At 65.4% G+C, this 16,884-nt stretch carries 14 protein-coding genes, 1 pseudogene and 1 riboswitch; of the genes and pseudogenes, 6 read left to right on the top strand and 9 right to left on the bottom strand.

Features of this window, described 5'->3' with window-relative positions; translation table 11 throughout:
• Positions 1–4: 4 nt before the first annotated feature.
• The 3 genes from I6F16_RS27020 to I6F16_RS27010 are packed head-to-tail and all read right to left on the bottom strand — an operon-like array spanning position 5 to position 2,917.
• Positions 5–940, bottom strand: coding sequence for a prephenate/arogenate dehydrogenase family protein (locus tag I6F16_RS27020; protein ID WP_035996931.1), 936 nt, complete (start codon positions 938–940; stop codon positions 5–7).
• Positions 937–2,034: a histidinol-phosphate transaminase gene (gene hisC / locus I6F16_RS27015; RefSeq protein WP_057028373.1), complete on the bottom strand. Its 1,098-nt coding sequence runs from the start codon at positions 2,032–2,034 to the stop codon at positions 937–939. The genes I6F16_RS27020 and hisC overlap by 4 nt, the downstream gene beginning before the upstream one ends.
• A 34-nt stretch (positions 2,035–2,068) precedes the next feature.
• On the bottom strand, positions 2,069–2,917 hold the full coding sequence (locus I6F16_RS27010; RefSeq protein ID WP_036040392.1) for a chorismate mutase: 849 nt from the start codon (positions 2,915–2,917) through the stop codon (positions 2,069–2,071).
• Between the two features lie 155 nt (positions 2,918–3,072).
• Positions 3,073–3,152, top strand: a riboswitch (SAM riboswitch).
• Positions 3,153–3,246: 94 nt separating this feature from the next.
• Between I6F16_RS27010 and I6F16_RS27005 the strand changes: the two genes are divergently transcribed.
• Positions 3,247–4,449: a homoserine O-acetyltransferase gene (locus I6F16_RS27005; protein WP_225174181.1), complete on the top strand. Its 1,203-nt coding sequence runs from the start codon at positions 3,247–3,249 to the stop codon at positions 4,447–4,449.
• Between the two features lie 2 nt (positions 4,450–4,451).
• Positions 4,452–5,114 carry a methionine biosynthesis protein MetW gene (gene metW / locus I6F16_RS27000; RefSeq protein WP_035996939.1) on the top strand — a complete coding sequence of 221 codons (663 nt, stop codon included), beginning with the start codon at positions 4,452–4,454 and terminating at the stop codon, positions 5,112–5,114.
• Positions 5,115–5,230: 116 nt separating this feature from the next.
• On the opposite strand, the gene I6F16_RS26995 is transcribed toward metW, so the two are convergent.
• Positions 5,231–6,094: an alpha/beta hydrolase gene (locus I6F16_RS26995; RefSeq protein ID WP_225113044.1), complete on the bottom strand. Its 864-nt coding sequence runs from the start codon at positions 6,092–6,094 to the stop codon at positions 5,231–5,233.
• A 213-nt stretch (positions 6,095–6,307) separates the two neighbouring features.
• On the opposite strand from I6F16_RS26995, the gene I6F16_RS26990 reads away from it, so the two are divergent.
• Positions 6,308–6,961, top strand: coding sequence for a TIGR02594 family protein (locus tag I6F16_RS26990; protein ID WP_109142255.1), 654 nt, complete (start codon positions 6,308–6,310; stop codon positions 6,959–6,961).
• A gap of 121 nt (positions 6,962–7,082) precedes the next feature.
• Here the strand turns inward: I6F16_RS26990 and I6F16_RS26985 are convergent, their stop codons facing one another.
• Positions 7,083–7,871: an MOSC domain-containing protein gene (locus I6F16_RS26985; protein ID WP_225113045.1), complete on the bottom strand. Its 789-nt coding sequence runs from the start codon at positions 7,869–7,871 to the stop codon at positions 7,083–7,085.
• A gap of 239 nt (positions 7,872–8,110) precedes the next feature.
• Here I6F16_RS26985 and clpB point away from each other — a divergent pair, with 239 nt between their 5' ends.
• On the top strand, positions 8,111–10,750 hold the full coding sequence (gene clpB, locus I6F16_RS26980) for an ATP-dependent chaperone ClpB (protein ID WP_225113046.1): 2,640 nt from the start codon (positions 8,111–8,113) through the stop codon (positions 10,748–10,750).
• Positions 10,751–10,791: 41 nt separating this feature from the next.
• Here clpB and I6F16_RS26975 read toward each other — a convergent pair whose 3' ends face one another.
• Complete coding sequence (locus tag I6F16_RS26975) at positions 10,792–11,211, bottom strand: nuclear transport factor 2 family protein (protein ID WP_225113047.1); 420 nt, start codon at positions 11,209–11,211, stop codon at positions 10,792–10,794.
• A 54-nt stretch (positions 11,212–11,265) separates the two neighbouring features.
• Between I6F16_RS26975 and I6F16_RS38230 the strand changes: the two genes are divergently transcribed.
• Together I6F16_RS38230 and I6F16_RS26965 are read left to right on the top strand one after the other, a co-directional pair.
• Positions 11,266–12,078: an AraC family transcriptional regulator gene (locus I6F16_RS38230; protein ID WP_346656593.1), complete on the top strand. Its 813-nt coding sequence runs from the start codon at positions 11,266–11,268 to the stop codon at positions 12,076–12,078.
• A pseudogene (locus I6F16_RS26965) lies at positions 12,077–12,221 on the top strand (AAA family ATPase); the annotation flags it as partial. The gene I6F16_RS38230 and the pseudogene I6F16_RS26965, both read left to right, overlap by 2 nt.
• Positions 12,222–12,280: 59 nt before the next feature.
• Here I6F16_RS26965 and I6F16_RS26960 read toward each other — a convergent pair.
• The 3 genes from I6F16_RS26960 to I6F16_RS26950 all read right to left on the bottom strand — a co-directional run bounded on the left by I6F16_RS26960 (position 12,281) and on the right by I6F16_RS26950 (position 16,463).
• The gene (locus tag I6F16_RS26960; protein WP_035996955.1) at positions 12,281–12,544 is read right to left on the bottom strand and encodes a hypothetical protein; all 264 of its coding nucleotides are present in this window, start codon (positions 12,542–12,544) and stop codon (positions 12,281–12,283) included.
• An 82-nt stretch (positions 12,545–12,626) separates the two neighbouring features.
• Positions 12,627–14,246, bottom strand: a complete 1,620-nt coding sequence (locus I6F16_RS26955) for an SMP-30/gluconolactonase/LRE family protein (RefSeq protein WP_225113048.1) — start codon at positions 14,244–14,246, stop codon at positions 12,627–12,629.
• 153 nt (positions 14,247–14,399) lie between these two features.
• The gene (locus tag I6F16_RS26950) at positions 14,400–16,463 is read right to left on the bottom strand and encodes a M23 family metallopeptidase (protein WP_036040406.1); all 2,064 of its coding nucleotides are present in this window, start codon (positions 16,461–16,463) and stop codon (positions 14,400–14,402) included.
• Between the last annotated feature and the right edge of the window lie 421 nt (positions 16,464–16,884).

Raw genomic sequence — 16,884 nt, 5'->3', positions numbered from 1 at the left:
AGGCTCACGGCTTCTTCAGCGCCGCATGCGGCCGTCCGAAATCGGGCGCTGCGGAATCCTGGCCGATCTCGACGATGCCGCGGCGGATGGCGCGGGTGCGGGTGAAGTGGTCGAACAGCGCCTCCCCGTCGCCGCGGCGGATCGCGCGGGTGAGCTTTGCCAGATCCTCGGTGAAGGTGCCGAGCATCTCCAGCACGGCCTCCTTGTTGGCGAGGAAGACGTCGCGCCACATCGTCGGATCGGACGCCGCGATGCGGGTGAAATCGCGAAAACCGCCGGCGGAGAATTTGATCACCTCGGATTCCGTCACCTGCGCCAATTCGTCGGCGGTGCCGACGATGGTGTAGGCGATCAGATGCGGCAGGTGGCTGGTGATCGCGAGCACGAGGTCGTGATGATCCGGCGTCATCACCTCGACCTTGGCGCCCATCGCCGCCCAGAACGCGCGCAGGTGATCGGTCGCCGCTGCGTCGCTGCCATCAGGCGGGGTCAGGATGCACCAGCGGTTGATGAAGAGCTCGGCGAAGCCCGAATCCGGGCCGGAATGCTCGGTGCCTGCCACCGGATGCGCCGGCACGAAATGAATGCCGCCCGGCAGATGCGGGGCCATGTCGCGGACCACAGCGCCCTTGACCGAGCCGACGTCGGAGACGATCGCACCCGGCTTGAGATGCGGCGCGATCTCCTGCGCTACGGGTCCGCAGGCGCCGACGGGAATGCAGAGGATGACGAGATCGGCATCCCTCACGGCCTCCGCATTGGTCGCCACCACCTGATCGACGATGCCGAGCTCGGCGACACGCGCGCGTGTCTTCTCCGAGCGTGCGGTGGTGACGATTTCACCGGCAAGCCCCTGGAGCTTCGCAGCGCGGGCGATCGAGCCGCCGATCAGGCCGAAGCCGATCAGCGCCACGCGCTGGAAGTGCGCCTGCGCGCTCATTTGCCGCCCATGAAGTCGCGCAAGCCTTCGACGACGAGGCGGTTGGCCTCCTCGGTGCCGATGGTCATGCGCAGCGCATGCGGCAGGCCGTAATTCTTCAAGCCGCGCAGCACGAGCCCCCGCTTGGTCAGGAAGGCATCGGCGTCATCGGCGGTCCTGCCCTTATCGGTCGGGAAGTGGATCAGCACGAAATTGGCGACGCTCGGCGTCACCTTCAGCCCGAGCTTGCCGATCTCCTCGGTGAGCCAGTTGCGCCAGGTCTCGGTGAACTGCTTCGACATCGCCTGATGCGCGGTATCCTCGATCGCGGCGACCGCGGCATACATCGCCGGCGTCGACACGTTGAAGGGACCGCGGATGCGATTGACCGCGTCGATGACGTGCTCGGGCCCGAACATCCAGCCGATGCGCAGCGCGGCAAGACCGTGGATCTTGGAGAAGGTGTGCGTCACCACCGTGTTCTCGGTGGTGGCGACGAGCTCGATTCCCATCTCATAGTCGTTGCGCGAGACGTAGTCGCAATAGGCGGCGTCCAGCACCAGCAGCACGTGCGAGGGCAGGCCGGCGCGCAGCCGCTTGACCTCGTCGAACGGAAGATAGGTGCCGGTCGGGTTGTTGGGGTTGGCGAGCCAGACCAGCTTCGTCTTCGGCGTCACGGCCTTCAGGATGGCGTCGACGTCGGCGGTGAGGTTGGTCTCCTGGGCGATGACGTTCCTGGCGCCGACCGCCATCGTCGCGATCGGGTAGACCAGGAAGCCGTGTGTCGTCGAGATCGCCTCGTCGCCCTGGCTGAGATAGGTGTGCGCGAGCAGATTGAGGATCTCGTCCGAGCCGGCGCCGCAGATGATGCGGTTGGGATCGAGCCCGAACGAGCGGCCGATCGCCTCGCGCAGCACGCGCGAGGTGCCTTCCGGGTAGTCCTCCAGATGATCTGCCACGCGCTTGAAGGCTTCGATCGCCTTGGGCGAGGGCCCGAACGGCGTCTCGTTGGCGGAGAGTTTGAACACCTTGCGGCCCGGCTCCGGCACCGGGCTCTTGCCGGGCGTGTAGGGCGCAATATCGAGAATGCCGGGATTCGGCACGGGGCGGGACATCTTGGACTCCGGATAGGCTGGGCTGCTCGCGATTTTACGATTTCGGCCCGGTCGGGGGCACCGTATAGCGCGTTGCGTGGCTGCCGACGAGGGCCACAGAGCGCACCGAGGCCCCCGCCTCGATCAGGGCAGCCCTGATCTTGTCGATGCTGGTCGCGCCGGTGACCGAGACCAAGAGCGCCGCGCCGTCGAAGGCGGTATCTGGCACGGCCACGATCTCGGCGAGCGGCGACAGCGCGCGGGCGACCTCGGCGTTCCATCCCGATACGCGCACGCTGAAGGTCTCGACCTCCGTCACCAGGGCGCTGTCGGCGACGCGCGAGATCGCGAACACCGGCAATGCGGCCGGATGATCGGCACGCTCGATGAAGGGCATCCGCGCGATGATCTTTGGTGCGCCGTCCGCTTCCAGCTCCAGCCACCATGGCGTGCGGCTCGAGGTCGCCGAGACCATTGCCAGATCACCCTTGGATTTCGCTACCGCCTCGACCGCGGCCTGTGCGCTGAAATGCGCGACGTAAGGCACGGTGAAGCCGAAATTGAAGCGCACGGAATCGCGCATCGCCGCCTCGCTGGCCGAGATGTCGGCATGCACCGAGAACGGCGCCTGTACGTAAGTGAAGGTCGAGATGATGACGCGCCAGATGCTCTCGACCGTGTCGAGCGGCAGGATGCCGCGATGACGCTGCACGATCTCGCGCATCATGGCAGCCTCGCGCGCGGGCCGGAACGCCGAGCCGACCTCCTGGGTCTGCTTCACCTGGATCAGGCGATCGATGATCTCGCCGCGCTGCATGAGGAGGCGATGCATGCCCTCGTCAATCGCGTCGATCTCCTTGCGCAGTTCCTGCAGCGATGGTGGCGCGGGCGGACGTTGGGACATGTCTGGTCGTCGATCGTTCCGATGGGGATGTCCTGATTAGGCAGTCGTGGCGGCGAAAGCAAAGAGAAATGACGTGCTTTGCGGGCGTCGCGGCAGAGGCGAATTGGGCCGATCCGGGCCGCGACTTGACGAAAACCGCCCAAGACGGTAGCTTTTGCCCGTTCCGTGGTCATTTGAGCCGGCCGGCTTGCAGCCACGTTAAAAAACTCGCTAAACAGGCCGGGGACGCTTCCGATCCCGGCCGAACCTATCGTTCAGGCCGGGTTTTTCATGGCCTGATGTCAGCGGCGCGGTCGAGCAGCCAGTCGCAAACGAGGTCGATGTCCGAGATGGGTAGCGTCAAGTCGATACCGAGTCCTGCGATCAGCGCCGACGAGCGGTCGCACGAGGTCGATCATCCAAGCTCGCTGGTTGCGCATTTCGGCACCGAGCAGCCGCTGCGGCTCGATTGCGGCGTCGATCTCACCCCGTTCCAGATCGCCTACCAGACCTATGGCGAGCTCAATGCCGATCGCTCCAACGCCGTGCTGATCTGTCATGCGTTGACCGGCGACCAGCATGTCGCCAACGTACATCCCGTCACCGGCAAGCCGGGCTGGTGGGAGACGCTGGTCGGTCCCGGCCGACCCATCGATCCCAAGCACTACTTCATCATCTGCTCCAACGTGATCGGCGGCTGTATGGGCTCGACCGGGCCGGCGTCGATCAATCCCGCCACCGGCAAGGTCTGGGGCCTGGACTTCCCCGTCATCACCATTCCGGACATGGTGCGCGCGCAGGCGATGCTGATCGACCGGCTCGGCATCGACACGCTGTTTGCCGTCGTCGGCGGCTCGATGGGCGGCATGCAGGTGCTGCAATGGACCGCCGCCTATCCTAGCCGCGTGTACTCCGCGCTGGCGATCGCCTGCGCGACGCGGCACTCGGCGCAGAACATCGCCTTCCACGAGCTCGGCCGCCAGGCCGTGATGGCCGACCCCGACTGGCATGGCGGCGGCTATGCCGATCGCGGGATCCATCCGCATCGCGGGCTCGCGGTGGCGCGGATGGCGGCGCACATCACCTATCTCTCGGACGCGGCGCTGCACCGCAAGTTCGGCCGGCGCATGCAGGACCGCGAGCTGCCGACCTTCTCGTTCGACGCCGACTTCCAGGTCGAATCCTATCTGCGTTATCAAGGCTCGTCCTTCGTCGAGCGCTTCGACGCCAATTCCTATCTCTACCTGACGCGGGCGATGGACTATTTCGACATCGCCGCCGACCATGGCGGCGTGCTGGCCAAGGCCTTCGCCGACATCAAGACCCGGTTCTGCGTGGTCTCCTTCACCAGCGACTGGCTGTTTCCGACCTCGGAATCGCGCGCACTGGTGCACGCGCTGAACGCTTCGAGCGCGCGGGTGTCCTTCGCCGAGATCGAGACCGATCGCGGCCATGACGCCTTCCTGCTCGACGTGCCCGAATTTTTCGACATCTCCCGCGCCTTCCTGCAATCGGCAGGCAAGGCCCGCGGGCTCAGCCTCGAGGACCGTTAGCGATGTCCGTGCAGGAAGTGTTGCCGCTGGACGGCGTCGCCGCCAGGCCATCCGGTGATTATCGCGCCGATCATCGGCTGGTCGCCGAGATGGTCAAGCCGGGCTCGAAAGTGCTCGACGTCGGCTGCGGCGACGGCGATCTGCTTCAGCTGCTGGAGACCCGCGGCATCGACGGCCGCGGCATCGAATTGTCGCGCGAAGGCGTCAACCGCTGCGTCGCCAAGGGGCTCGCGGTGGTGCAGGGCGATGCCGACACCGATCTCGTCAATTATCCCGACGATGCCTTCGACTACGTGATCCTGTCGCAGACGCTGCAGGCGACGCGGCAGCCGAAGGTCGTGCTGGAGAACCTGCTGCGCATCGGCCGCCGCGCCATCGTCTCGTTCCCGAATTTCGGCTTCTGGAAGATGCGGCTCCAGCTCCTGATCGGCGGCCACATGCCGCGCACGGAGAATCTGCCGGCGACCTGGTACGACACCGCCAACATCCATTTCTGCACCATCAAGGATTTCGTGCAGCTCTGCGACGAGATCAACGTCAAGATGGAGCGCTCGGTCGCGCTCGATCTCTACGGCCGCCCGGTGCCGCTGAACCTGCCCTGGTGGGTGTGGAACATGTTCGGCGAGCAGGCGGTGTTCTTGCTGAGCCGCGGCGGGGGGAAGTAGTTTCTCTCCGTCATTCCGGGGCGATGCGAAGCATCGAGCCCGGAATCCATCGTCCAACAGCGCCTGCAGCCCGATGGATTCCGGGCCTGCGCCTTCGGCGCATCCCGGAATGACAGCTAGTGGGAAAGCAGCGACCGCGGGTCCCGCACCGGCCAACGTCCTGCTTCCACCAGCGTCACGAACCGCTCGACACTCTCGTTGAACAGCGCGGGCTCCTCCAGGTTCAGCACGTGGCCGGACTTCGGAAACATCGCGAGCCCCGCCGCGGGCAGGTGCTTCTTCAGGAACAGGCTGGCGCCCACGCAGGGCTCGTCCTCGTCGCCGCAGATGATCAGCGCGGGTGTTGCCGCGCCTCTGATCGCGTCCGTCATCGTGTAGATCGAGGGACGGCCGCCCTGGAATCCGCGCATGGTGCGCGCCGATCCCTTGGCATCGTGCCGCGCCAGTGCGGCGTAGAAATCGGCATGCCCGCGTGGATCCTTCACCAGGAACGGAATCCGGCTCGGCGCCTCGCGCGTGACTTTCGCGACCTCCACCGATCCCAGCGTCTCGAACTGCTCGGCATTGGCGCGGCACTGCGTGCGCCAGGTCTCCAGGTTCTCGAGCTCCGAGCCGGAGCCGACGCCGGCCAGCGTCATCGACAGTGCGCGCTGCGGCGCGTTCAACCCGATCTGCAACGAGGAATAGGCGCCCATCGAAAGACCGACGAGATGCGCGCGCTCGATGCCGAGATGATCGAGCACCGCAAGCGCATCGGTGTAGAAATGCGTGTAGGTGTAGACCTCGCCGTCAGGCACGTCCGACGGCGTGTAGCCGCGCGCCGAATAGGTGATGCAGCGATGGCCACGCGAGAAGTAGCGCATCTGCGGCTCCCAATTGGTGTAGTCGGCCGCGAACTCGTGCAGAAAAAGTATCGGCGTTCCCTGGCCCGCCTCCTCGAAATAGATGCGGACGCCGTCCCTGGTCGTGGCGTGGGGCATTAACCGTTTCCCTCTGTTTCAAGCCGTGTTCGAGGATCGCAGTTAATTCTGTTGTCGGCAATGCGGCAGCAGCGCCGAGCACAAACACAAAATCATTGCAGCCATTCGCGGGCGTTGCGTCTTTTTCTCGCCACATCGGGCGGCTTAACGGCCAAACGGATGTCGGCCATTGCACGGGCCGGCGGGAAGTGGGGGTGTCAAGAAGGATGAAGAATGTTCGAGTTGTTTGCGTCTCGCCTGTCGCGTTGTGTTGTCGCGCTGGCGCTGTTCTTCGCGGCGTTCGCCGTGTTCGTTTCTCCGGCCTCGGCACGGCCGTATCATCGTCATAGCGCAGAGCGGCACGGTTACGTGCATCACGCCAGACATCATCACCACCGTCACTATCGCCATCATGCCCGCAGTTCGCGCTTCGAGCGCAGCGCGGCGCAATTGCAGGCAAGCGGCTTCGCCGACACCCAGGCGAGCTATGATCCGAATGCCAATGCCAGCGGTGCCGGCATGAACGGAGGCTTCAGCGGAGGATCGGGTCTCGTCTCCGAGGCGCGCCGCCATATCGGCGGCAATCCGACCGGGCGCGGCCGCCTGTGGTGCGCGCGCTTCATGAACATGGTGCTGGAGCATACCGGCCATCGGGGCACCGGCTCCGACATGGCGAGCTCGTTCGCGCGCTACGGCACGCGCATCTCCGGACCGCAGGTCGGTGCCATCGCCGTGATGTCGCGCGGCCGCCGCGGCGGTCATGTCGGCATCATCACCGGCATCGACGCGCAGGGTAATCCGATCATGATCTCCGGCAACAACGGCAACCGAGTCCGCGAAGCCCCGGTCTCGCGCGGCAAGATCTATGCGTATGTGATGCCGAACTGACGGTGGAGCTGTAGCGACGGTCTCGTAGGGTGGGCAAAGCGAAGCGTGCCCACCACCTCCCTCCGCTCGACGAGATGGTGGGCAAGAGCGCCTTTGCCCACCCTACGGCAGCGGAGTTAGCTCACAGCAGCTTCGGCTCTTCCACCGCCACCACATCGCCGACGCCGACGTCACCGTCGGCGATCACCTCGGCATAGATGCCGCAGTCCATATGGCCGAGATGGCGCGAGAGCGTGGGCGGGATTTCGAGATCGCGCTTGGCGGTCTCGGGGTCGACATTGGTGGCCGGGCAGCGGACGATGCGCTTGATCACCTTCAGCCGGGCCTGTCCGATCGCGAGCGTCTGGCCGACGAGGTCGAGCTCCGACCAGGCCGGCCAGCCTTTCACGTAGAGATTGGCGCGGAAGCGCAGCGGGTGCACGGCGACGCCGCCGAGCATGGTCTCGATGGCGCGGACGCTGCTCAGATTGATGATGGAGACGACCTTGCGGGCGACGTCGGAGAAGCTGTGGTCGCGGCCGGAGAGAATTTTGGGCGGGCCCTTCAACTCGGGTTGGAAGTTCTCGCGAAAATAGGCCTCGATGGCGGCGCGCCCGGCGGCGGTCTCGAGATCGCCGCTGGCGACGATCTGGCCGTCCTTGCGGATGGTCAGCACGTTGGTTTCGTCGTCGAACCGGCTGTCGAGCGCGGCCAGCCGCTCATTGCGCGCCAGCATCAGAAACTGGATTTTCGGCTTCCATTCGGGCGCCTCGGGGTCGAACCCGCTCGGGCCGTTCTCGATGGCGTAGCGGCGGTCGGCCGGCAGGGTCTGGCCGACCCGCAAAGTGACGCGCGACAGGCGTTCCGGCGTCAGGCCCTTGATCGGGTAGCGGTAGAGGCCGGTGATCTCGGCGGTATGGCTGGCTGTCATGCCGCTACTTAAGGGATTCGGCCCGCCACCGCCAAGCCCGCTCCCGCGCGCACGAAATTGTGAAGTTGCCTCTTTCGCATCCGCAACCTGCTTCCCACATCTGGCCCAGGCCGGCGGCATCGCCGGCAAAAGACGACCGTTACCGGTTGAGAAACGTCAATGCGGTAATTGGAAACCCAATGAAGATGCCGTTTGGGGTGCCTTACAGGGCCCCGAGGGCAGGCCGAGGGACAGAAAAGATGAATATCGAGAAGTATACCGAACGCTCCAGGGGCTTCATCCAGTCCGCGCAGTCGCTCGCGATGCGCGAGGGGCACCAGCAGTTCTCAACCCTGCATGTGCTGAAGGTCCTGCTGGACGATAATGAGGGGCTCGCAGCCGGTCTGATCGACCGCGCTGGCGGCAATTCCCGCGCAATCCTGAAGGCGACCGAGGACGCCCTCAACAAGGTGCCGAAGGTCTCCGGCGGCGGTGCCGGGCAGATCTATCTCGCGCCCGAGCTGGCCCGCACTTTCGATGCGGCCGAAAAGGCCGGCGAGAAGGCCGGCGATAGCTTCGTCACGGTCGAGCGGCTTTTGCTCGGGCTCACGCTGGAAAAGACCAGCGAGGCCGGCACCATCCTGAGCAAAGGCGGCGTCACGCCGCAAAACCTCAACGCGGCGATCGAGGCGCTGCGCAAGGGCCGCACGGCCGACAGCGCGACCGCTGAGAACGCTTATGATGCCCTGAAGAAGTATGCCCGCGACCTGACCCAGGCCGCGCGCGACGGCAAGCTCGATCCGGTCATCGGCCGTGACGAGGAGATCCGTCGCACCATCCAGGTGCTGTCGCGGAGGACCAAGAACAATCCCGTCCTGATCGGCGAGCCCGGCGTCGGCAAGACCGCCATCGCCGAAGGCCTTGCGCTGCGCATCGTCAATGGCGACGTGCCGGAGAGCCTCAAGGACAAGAAGCTGCTCGCGCTCGACCTCGGCGCACTGATCGCCGGTGCGAAGTATCGCGGCGAGTTCGAGGAGCGGCTGAAGGCCGTGCTGCAGGAAGTGACCGGCAGCGAGGGCACCTTCATCCTGTTCATCGACGAGATGCACACGCTGATCGGCGCCGGCAAGGGCGACGGCGCGATGGACGCCTCCAACCTGCTCAAGCCGGCGCTTGCGCGCGGCGAGCTGCACTGCATCGGCGCGACCACGCTCGACGAATATCAGAAGCACGTCGAGAAGGACGCCGCGCTGGCGCGGCGCTTCCAGCCGATCTTCGTCAGCGAGCCCTCGGTCGAGGACACCATCTCGATCCTGCGCGGCCTGAAGGACAAGTATGAGCAGCATCACGGCGTGCGGATCACCGATTCCGCGCTTGTTGCGGCGACGACGCTGTCCAACCGCTACATCACCGACCGCTTCCTGCCTGACAAGGCGATCGACCTCATGGACGAGGCCGCGGCGCGGCTGAAGATGCAGGTCGATTCCAAGCCGGAAGAGCTGGATTCGCTCGACCGCGAGATCATCCGGCTCAAGATCGAGCAGGAGGCGCTGAAGAAGGAAAGCGATGTCGGCTCCAAGTCCCGGCTCCAGACCCTGGAGAAGGACCTGGCCGAGCTCGAGGAGAAGTCGGCGGCGCTGACGGCGCGCTGGAGCGCGGAGAAGAACAAGCTCTCCGACGCCCAGAAGCTGAAGGCCGAGCTCGACGGCTTGCGTGTCGAGCTCGCCAATGCGCAGCGGCGCGGCGAATTCCAGAAGGCCGGCGAGCTGGCCTATGGACGGATCCCGCAGCTCGAGAAGCAGCTTGCCGATATCGAAGCCAAGGAGAACTCGGGCGAGATGGTGGAGGAGGCGGTCACCGCCAACCACATCGCGCAGGTGGTCTCGCGCTGGACCGGCGTGCCCGTCGACAAGATGCTGGAAGGCGAGAAGGAGAAGCTCCTGAAGATGGAGGAGCAGCTCGGCAAGCGCGTCGTCGGCCAGGCCGAGGCCGTGCGTGCGGTCGCAACCGCCGTGCGCCGCTCGCGTGCGGGCTTGCAGGACCCGAACCGCCCCACCGGCTCGTTCATGTTCTTAGGGCCGACCGGCGTCGGCAAGACCGAGCTGACCAAGGCTCTCGCGGAGTACCTGTTCAACGACGAGACCGCGATGGTCCGCCTCGACATGTCCGAATACATGGAGAAGCACTCGGTCTCGCGGCTGATCGGCGCGCCTCCCGGCTATGTCGGCTATGACGAGGGCGGCGCGCTCACCGAGGCGGTGCGGCGCCGGCCCTACCAGGTCGTGCTGTTCGACGAGATCGAGAAGGCGCATCCTGACGTCTTCAACGTGCTGTTGCAGGTGCTCGACGACGGCCGCCTGACCGACGGCCAGGGCCGCACCGTCGACTTCCGCAACACGCTGATCATCATGACCTCGAACCTTGGTTCGGAATATCTGGTGAACCAGCCGGAGGGCGAGGACACCTCGGCCGTGCGCGAGCAGGTGATGGGAATGGTGCGGGCGCACTTCCGCCCCGAATTCCTCAACCGTGTCGACGAGATCATCCTGTTCCACCGGCTGCAGCGCAGCGAGATGGGCCGCATCGTCGAGATCCAGTTCGCGCGGCTGCAGAAGCTCCTGACCGATCGCAAGATCGTGCTGAGCCTCGATGCCGCGGGCCGCGACTGGCTCGCTGCCAAGGGCTGGGATCCCGCCTACGGCGCAAGGCCCTTGAAGCGGGTGATCCAGCGCTACCTCCAGGACCCGCTCGCCGAGATGATCCTCGCCGGCGACGTCAGGGACGGCGACAATGTCGCGATCTCGTCCGAAGGCAACGTGCTGACCTTCAACGGCAAGGCGCCGCAGACCGCCGAGATCACCCAGTTCGAGGCGCCGGTGGCGAAGCGGAAGCTGAACTGATGAAATACACGCCCTCCGCGCCAAACTCGCGGAGGGCGTTTTCAATCCGCTAAGAACGCGTCCACCACTGCCTGATCGCGGTCGTAGACCCAGCATTCGCTCAGCAGGCCTTCACGCACGGCATAGACCAGCAACCGTTCCAGTTCAGCCGTGCGACCGTCCCGGCTGAATGATTCCCGTGCGAGAATGGCGCCGCGCCGCGGCCCGGCCATCACGTCATCGATGGCGAGCAGTTTTCGGTTGGAGCGGCGTGCGACCTCGGCCAGAGTGGCAAGCGCGGCCGCCTTGCCGCGGTGAGTGCCGGCGAGCGGATTATGGCCGGCATAGTTCAGCATGAATTCATCGTGGTAGCAGGCGGCGATCGCGGCGCGGTCACCGGCCTGCCAGGCGGTCGCGTAGCGCGTGACGGCGGCGCGGATCGCGGCGATTTGTGCGGCGTCATCTACCAGAACTCTGTCCATCGATATGATCTCCCGGGTCATCGGCAGCGCTGTGCCGGTGCGCTATGATGAGGCATGACCTCGCCTTCCGGCTTTCAGGAACTGGCTATCAGCACGCCGCCCAGCGGCGGACCAAAGAGGGCGCGGATGCTCGATTGGGACGCGCGGGTGCTCTATCTCGGTCCAGCCTTCGGGCTGACGCCCCACCGCAATGCCACCGGCGTGCTGGCCGTCGCGCTCGACGGGGCGATAGGCGTAGCTAACGATCCGAGGGCGCGCTCACCGTCTTATCGCCAGACCCGCAGCGTGCTGATCATGCCCAACAGTCTGCACCATCTCCGCACCGATGCTGGACGGATGGCCTTCCTCTATGTCGATCCCCTCGGCCGCGATATCGAGGCGCTTCGCTCACGAATGAAGGAGGTCGGATCGAGGGCCGCGTTCGACATGATCGACGAGAGGTCGGTCGTCGCGCTGTTCGGCGCCATCGCGGAGCGACGCCTCGCATCTGAGGACGCGCAGCAAGCAGCCCGCGATATGCTTGGGATCGGATCAAGCGCGCAGCCGGATGCGAGAATTGCCGCCGCCATCGAGCGGATGCGCGAGCAGCCCAGCGGTTCGCACACCCTTGCTGAACTCGGCCGCAGGGCCGGACTTTCGTCCTCGCGCTTCCTGCATCTTTTCAAGGACGTCACGGGTGTGCCGCTCCGCCGCTACCGGATCTGGTCCCGGATCGGCGCTGCCGCGCGGGCGGTCGCACAAGGCCAATCGCTGACCGAGGCCGCGCATGACGCGGGCTTTTCCAGCTCCGCGCATTTCAGCACGGCCTTCCGCGACATGTTCGGTATGATGCCGTCGGAATTGTTCGCACGGGTGCGTGCGGGTTAATCTCTGCAACGTGCTGCTGCAGGTACTCGACGACGGCCCGCTGGCCGAGGGCCAGGGCCGTACCGTCGATTCCGCGACATGCTGATCATCATGGCCTCGAACCTCGGTCCGAGTATCTCGTGAACCAGCCGGAGGGTGAGGATCTGAAATGAAAGCCGCCCCGGAGGGTCACCTCTCCGGGGCGTCCTGTTTTGCTGTCTGGCTAGTTGCCAGGGGCCGAGGCAGAGCGCGGCTCGACGCCGTCCTCCTCGTCCTCCTCCAGCTCCGACAAAATATCCACCAGCTCGCGCACCCGGCCCTGCGCCAGCGGGCGCAGATCGTTGATCATCGGCTCATCGTTGGCGAGCCAGGCCTGGGCCTCAGCAAGCTCCTCAGCGGTCGCGCCGGTCCCGATGATCTGGGCAATGGTGACGTCATCGGCGCGGTCCACGGCCTTGACGACATCGTCGCGTGAGAGGCGCGTCATGAGCGATCCTCCTGCTGGCTTCCGTCAGCGTCTAACCGGGGAACCGGCGTGACGGTTCCCGCCAGTCCCGTGCACTTAGCTCCTACTTCTTCACCACCTTGTAGATCGCATTCTCGACATCCGAGCTGACGTAGATCGCGCCCGTCGCGCCGACTGCGACGCCGGTGGGGATATGCGTCGGCAAGCCGCCGGGGGCGCCGGTCAGGCCGATCGGGAGATTGGCTGCGATCTCGGTGACCTTGCCGGATTCCGGCACGATCTCGATCAGCCGCTTGGCGCCGACTTCGGCGACGATCAGCTTGCCGTCGCCGGTGCGCGCGATGCCTTCTGGCATCTTCAGATCCTTGGCGATCACGGTCTTTTCGCCGGTGCTGTTGATTTTGGAGATGATGCCAGCAAAAGCCTCGGTGACGTAAACCTCGTCGCCGGCCCCGCGGACGAGACCCATCGGACCCTCGAGCGCGCCGATCAGCGTGGTGCGATCCTTGCCGTGCTCGCCGCTCACCTTGACCAGCGACTTGGTGCCGAGCTCGGCTACCAGGATGCTGCCGTCCGCGAGCACGACCGCGTCATGCGGCGCCTTGAAGTCGTGCAGCATGTCGCGCGTCGCGCCGGTCTTGCCGTCGATCACCTGCACGGTGCCGGTGAACCAGCTCGACAGGACCACGTCGTTGCCCTTCGCCGTCGCGCTCATCGGATATTCGAGCGTCGTGCCAGCGGCGTGCATGCGCGCCTTTTCGGTGACCTCGCCGGTCACGCCGTCCACCGTGCGATAGGCGAACAGGTCTGCGACGTGGATCGTGTCCTTGCCGTTCTCCGAGGTGACGCCGATGCCGCCGGGCAAAGCGAGCTTGCCGATGATGATCTGCTTGGCATGACCAGTCGCGGGATCGACCTCCTGGATGCCGTTGTCGGCCATGTTGGAGACGTAGATGCGGTCCTTGTCGTCGATGGCGAGATTGTCCAGCGACGGCTTCAGCTGCGCGACCATGGTCTTGGCGCCCGATTTGGGATCGACCCGGACGAGCTGGCCGAGCGCGGTGTCGATCACGACGAGATTGCCCTTGGAATCGAAGTTCACGGCGGCCGGGATCTTGAAGCCGTCGGCGACGACACTCAGCTCGGCCTTGTCGACGTCGACCCTTGCGACCTGGCCCTTGAACCAGAGCGGACCATAGAGCTTGTCGTCGGGACCGAACTCGAAGCCGTTGAGGCCGCCCATCTTCTCCATGATCTGGCGGGGCGGTTTGACGCCCTCGACGTCGATCTCGTAGAGCGCATCGCCGAGGAAAACGGTGGTGGCGTAGAGCCTGCCGTCCTTGCGGAAGGCGAGCGAGTTGATGCCGGGCAGCCCGGACGCGAGCTTCTTGATCGGACCGTCGCCCTTGCGCGCATAGAGATCGCCGGCGAGGAAGCCGGTCCAGGCCATGGTGCCGTCGGGCGCGAATGCAATGTCGTCGGCCATCCCCACCGGTGCCGGGATTGCAACCTTGGCGCTGCCGCCGGCAATGTCGACCTCGTAGAGCGCAGCGCCCGCGACGCTGCCGGCAAACAAATGGCCGGCCTTGTCGACACCGAGCCCGTGCACGCCGTGGAATGCCGAGCCCGGCACGAGTCTCGTGACCTCCCAGCCGTCGGCCGATGCGCTCGTTGTGGCGAACAGCGCAGCAATCAGGGCTGCGCAGGCGAGCCTGTTTCTCATGGCGTGACCTCCCATTTTTTGGAAAGTATTCGCCCGTCCTGCGGCTTTGGCAAACGAAACTTGACGTTGTGACGCCGCGAAGCGGCCTCGCTGCGCAGCGTACTTGCTTGAAATCCTGTTTGAAAATACCGGTCTTCTCGGCGCGTTGCCGGCTTACCGGTTGGTGACCTGCAGCGGCCCGCCGGTGGCGTCCGACATCCGGGCGATGGCGCCGCCGCGGCCGCTCATCATGCCGTCGAGCCGGTCGCGCTCCTTCTCGAAGCTTGCCAGCATCGGGCCCTCCAGCGAACGGCCGCGCGGCAGCTTCACGCGCATCGGATCGACGAAGCGGCCGTTGACGAGGATCTCGTAGTGGACGTGCGGGCCGGTCGACAGGCCGGAGGAGCCGACGAAACCGATCACCTGGCCCTGCCGCACCTTCTTGCCGGGCTCCATGCCCTTGGCGAAGGCAGACATGTGGCCGTAGGCGGTCTCGTAGCCGTTGGAATGCTTGATGCGGATGTACTTGCCATAGCCGCCCTCGGGGCCGGCCTTCTCGATCATGCCGTTGCCGGAGGCGAAGATCGGCGTGCCGTAGGAGGTGGACCAGTCGACGCCGGTATGCATCTTCACGTAGCCGAGGATCGGGTGGCGGCGGCCGCCGAAGCCGGAGCGCATGATGGCGTTGTTGACGGGCTTTCTGACCAGGAACTTCTTCGCGCTCTTGCCGGTCTCGTCGTAATAGTCGACAAGGCCGTCGTCGGGGCTCTGGTAGCGGTAGTATTTCTTGGTCTCGCCGCCGACGGTGAGCGAGGCGAACAGCACCTCGTTCTTCTCGGTCGCGGTCACGCCCTCGTCCTCGCCCGCGTAAAACACGTCGAAGGAATCTCCGGGCTGCACCTTGCGCTGGAAATCGACGTCGTAGGAGTAGATCTTGATCATGTCCTCGATGACGGGCATCGGGACCTTGTTGCGCATCGCGGTCTCGTAGATGCTCTGGTAGAGCCGCACGCCGGAGCCGTCATCGTCATCCTCGTCGTCGCTGCTGGCGTTGGCCGCAGTATCGGCGACGGTATTCATGCTGGAGACGTCGACGGCGACGTATTTGCCGAGATCGGACAGCGCCGCGATCGCTTCCACCATCGTGTCGTTTGCAACCACGACGCGATAGGGCTGCAGGCGGGCGCCGGGACTTGCGGGCGCCATCAGGATGCGGAGCTTCTCGCCTTCCTTCAGGCCGCCGTCGCGGCCGCGCGGTCCGAGCGTCGCGGTGATCGCCTTGATCTCGTCGGCATTGGCGCCGAGATCGCGCAGCACGCCGGCGACGCTGTCGCCCTTCTTGACCATGTGGACGCGTTCGCCGTTGGGATTGCCGCCGGTGATCTGCTCCTTGGTCTTGGGCAGCAGCGTGACGTTCTCCGGCACCACGCGCGTCTCGAAGCCGGCATAGGGATCGGACGGCGAGGCCTCGGCGGCGTAGGCGGTTCTGATGTCGGAAGGACCGGTCGCGCCGGAGATGTCGGCAGCCGTGTTGGCGAGCGAGGCGTAGCGCACCCCGCCATTGCCGCGCCAATTGGCGGCATCGCGCACCCGCATCAGGATGTCGTCGAGTGCCACCACAGCGGAAATCTTGGCCTTCGGCAGCACCGGCGACAGGTCCTTGGTGACGAAGGACACTTCCGCGTCGGGCTCGACGGCTTCGGGATTGTTGGGATCGTCGGACGCCGTCTTCGGGTCGGAGCCGACATCGGTCAGCAGGCGCTGGGCGTTGAACGGCGGGATCTTCGCCGACAGATCGCTCGTCGTCATCGACAGATTGCCGGCGATCCGCACGAACGGACGCACCCGCATCACGTCACGGTTGCCGACGCGGGCAACCGTCGAGACGCGCATCACGTTGCGCGAGGCGGTGGATTCGCTCGGCGGCGGCAGGCGGTCGCTCTTGTGCAGCGTGGCGGCACGATCGGCGGCGCCGAATGCTCCGCGCAGCGCGCCTTCGACCCTCTCCGGCACCTTGGCGAAGGTCATCTCGCCGTCGAGCGAAGCGAAAACGGCGCCGCCGATCAGGGCTGCGCCGCAGAGTCCGGTCAAAATTGTCCCGCTGAACCATTGCACCGAGACGCGGCGGCGGTCGATCACCGCGGCTTCAGAACCATCGACGGACAGCGGCGGCTCGTGGCCGAGATCGATGATCCCGGTCTCACGCCCGTAAGTGCCGCGTGACGTCCTGTGGTTCAACCCAAGTCCCCCAACTCAACGACCCAAGATGCCCGGTTTCGAACCTGTCCCAGGCTGCCCTCTTGAACGGGGATCGCCGGAGCAGGCAAGCCGCACAACTGTCCGCGCCCAGAAAGCCCCTTGATGGGGCCGGCCGAAATTACGAACAGCTGGACGGGTAAAGCTCTCTCGATGTCTTTCGAATGCCGAAGGAAGGTCGCGTCATTTGCAACATCGCCTTCCTCTGACCCCATGAAAATCGCCGGCAGCCCCCACAGGCGTCCCCGCGATTCAAGCTTGTCTCTTATCAGAACGCCGCGGGATTGTGGCTCAAGTACGGCGCCAAATATGGAAAAAGTTTCCTAAATGCCGGGCCGTAAAGGCCCCCGTGAGATCACGGGCTGAGCTCGAGCGGGGTGGGGGACAGGGCCCCATCTAGCGG

This window comes from Bradyrhizobium sp. IC4060, assembly GCF_020193715.1.
Taxonomy (GTDB): domain Bacteria; phylum Pseudomonadota; class Alphaproteobacteria; order Rhizobiales; family Xanthobacteraceae; genus Bradyrhizobium; species Bradyrhizobium yuanmingense.
The sequence above is the reverse complement of the archived record's forward strand: the minus strand, read 5'-3'. Positions and strand labels throughout refer to the sequence as shown.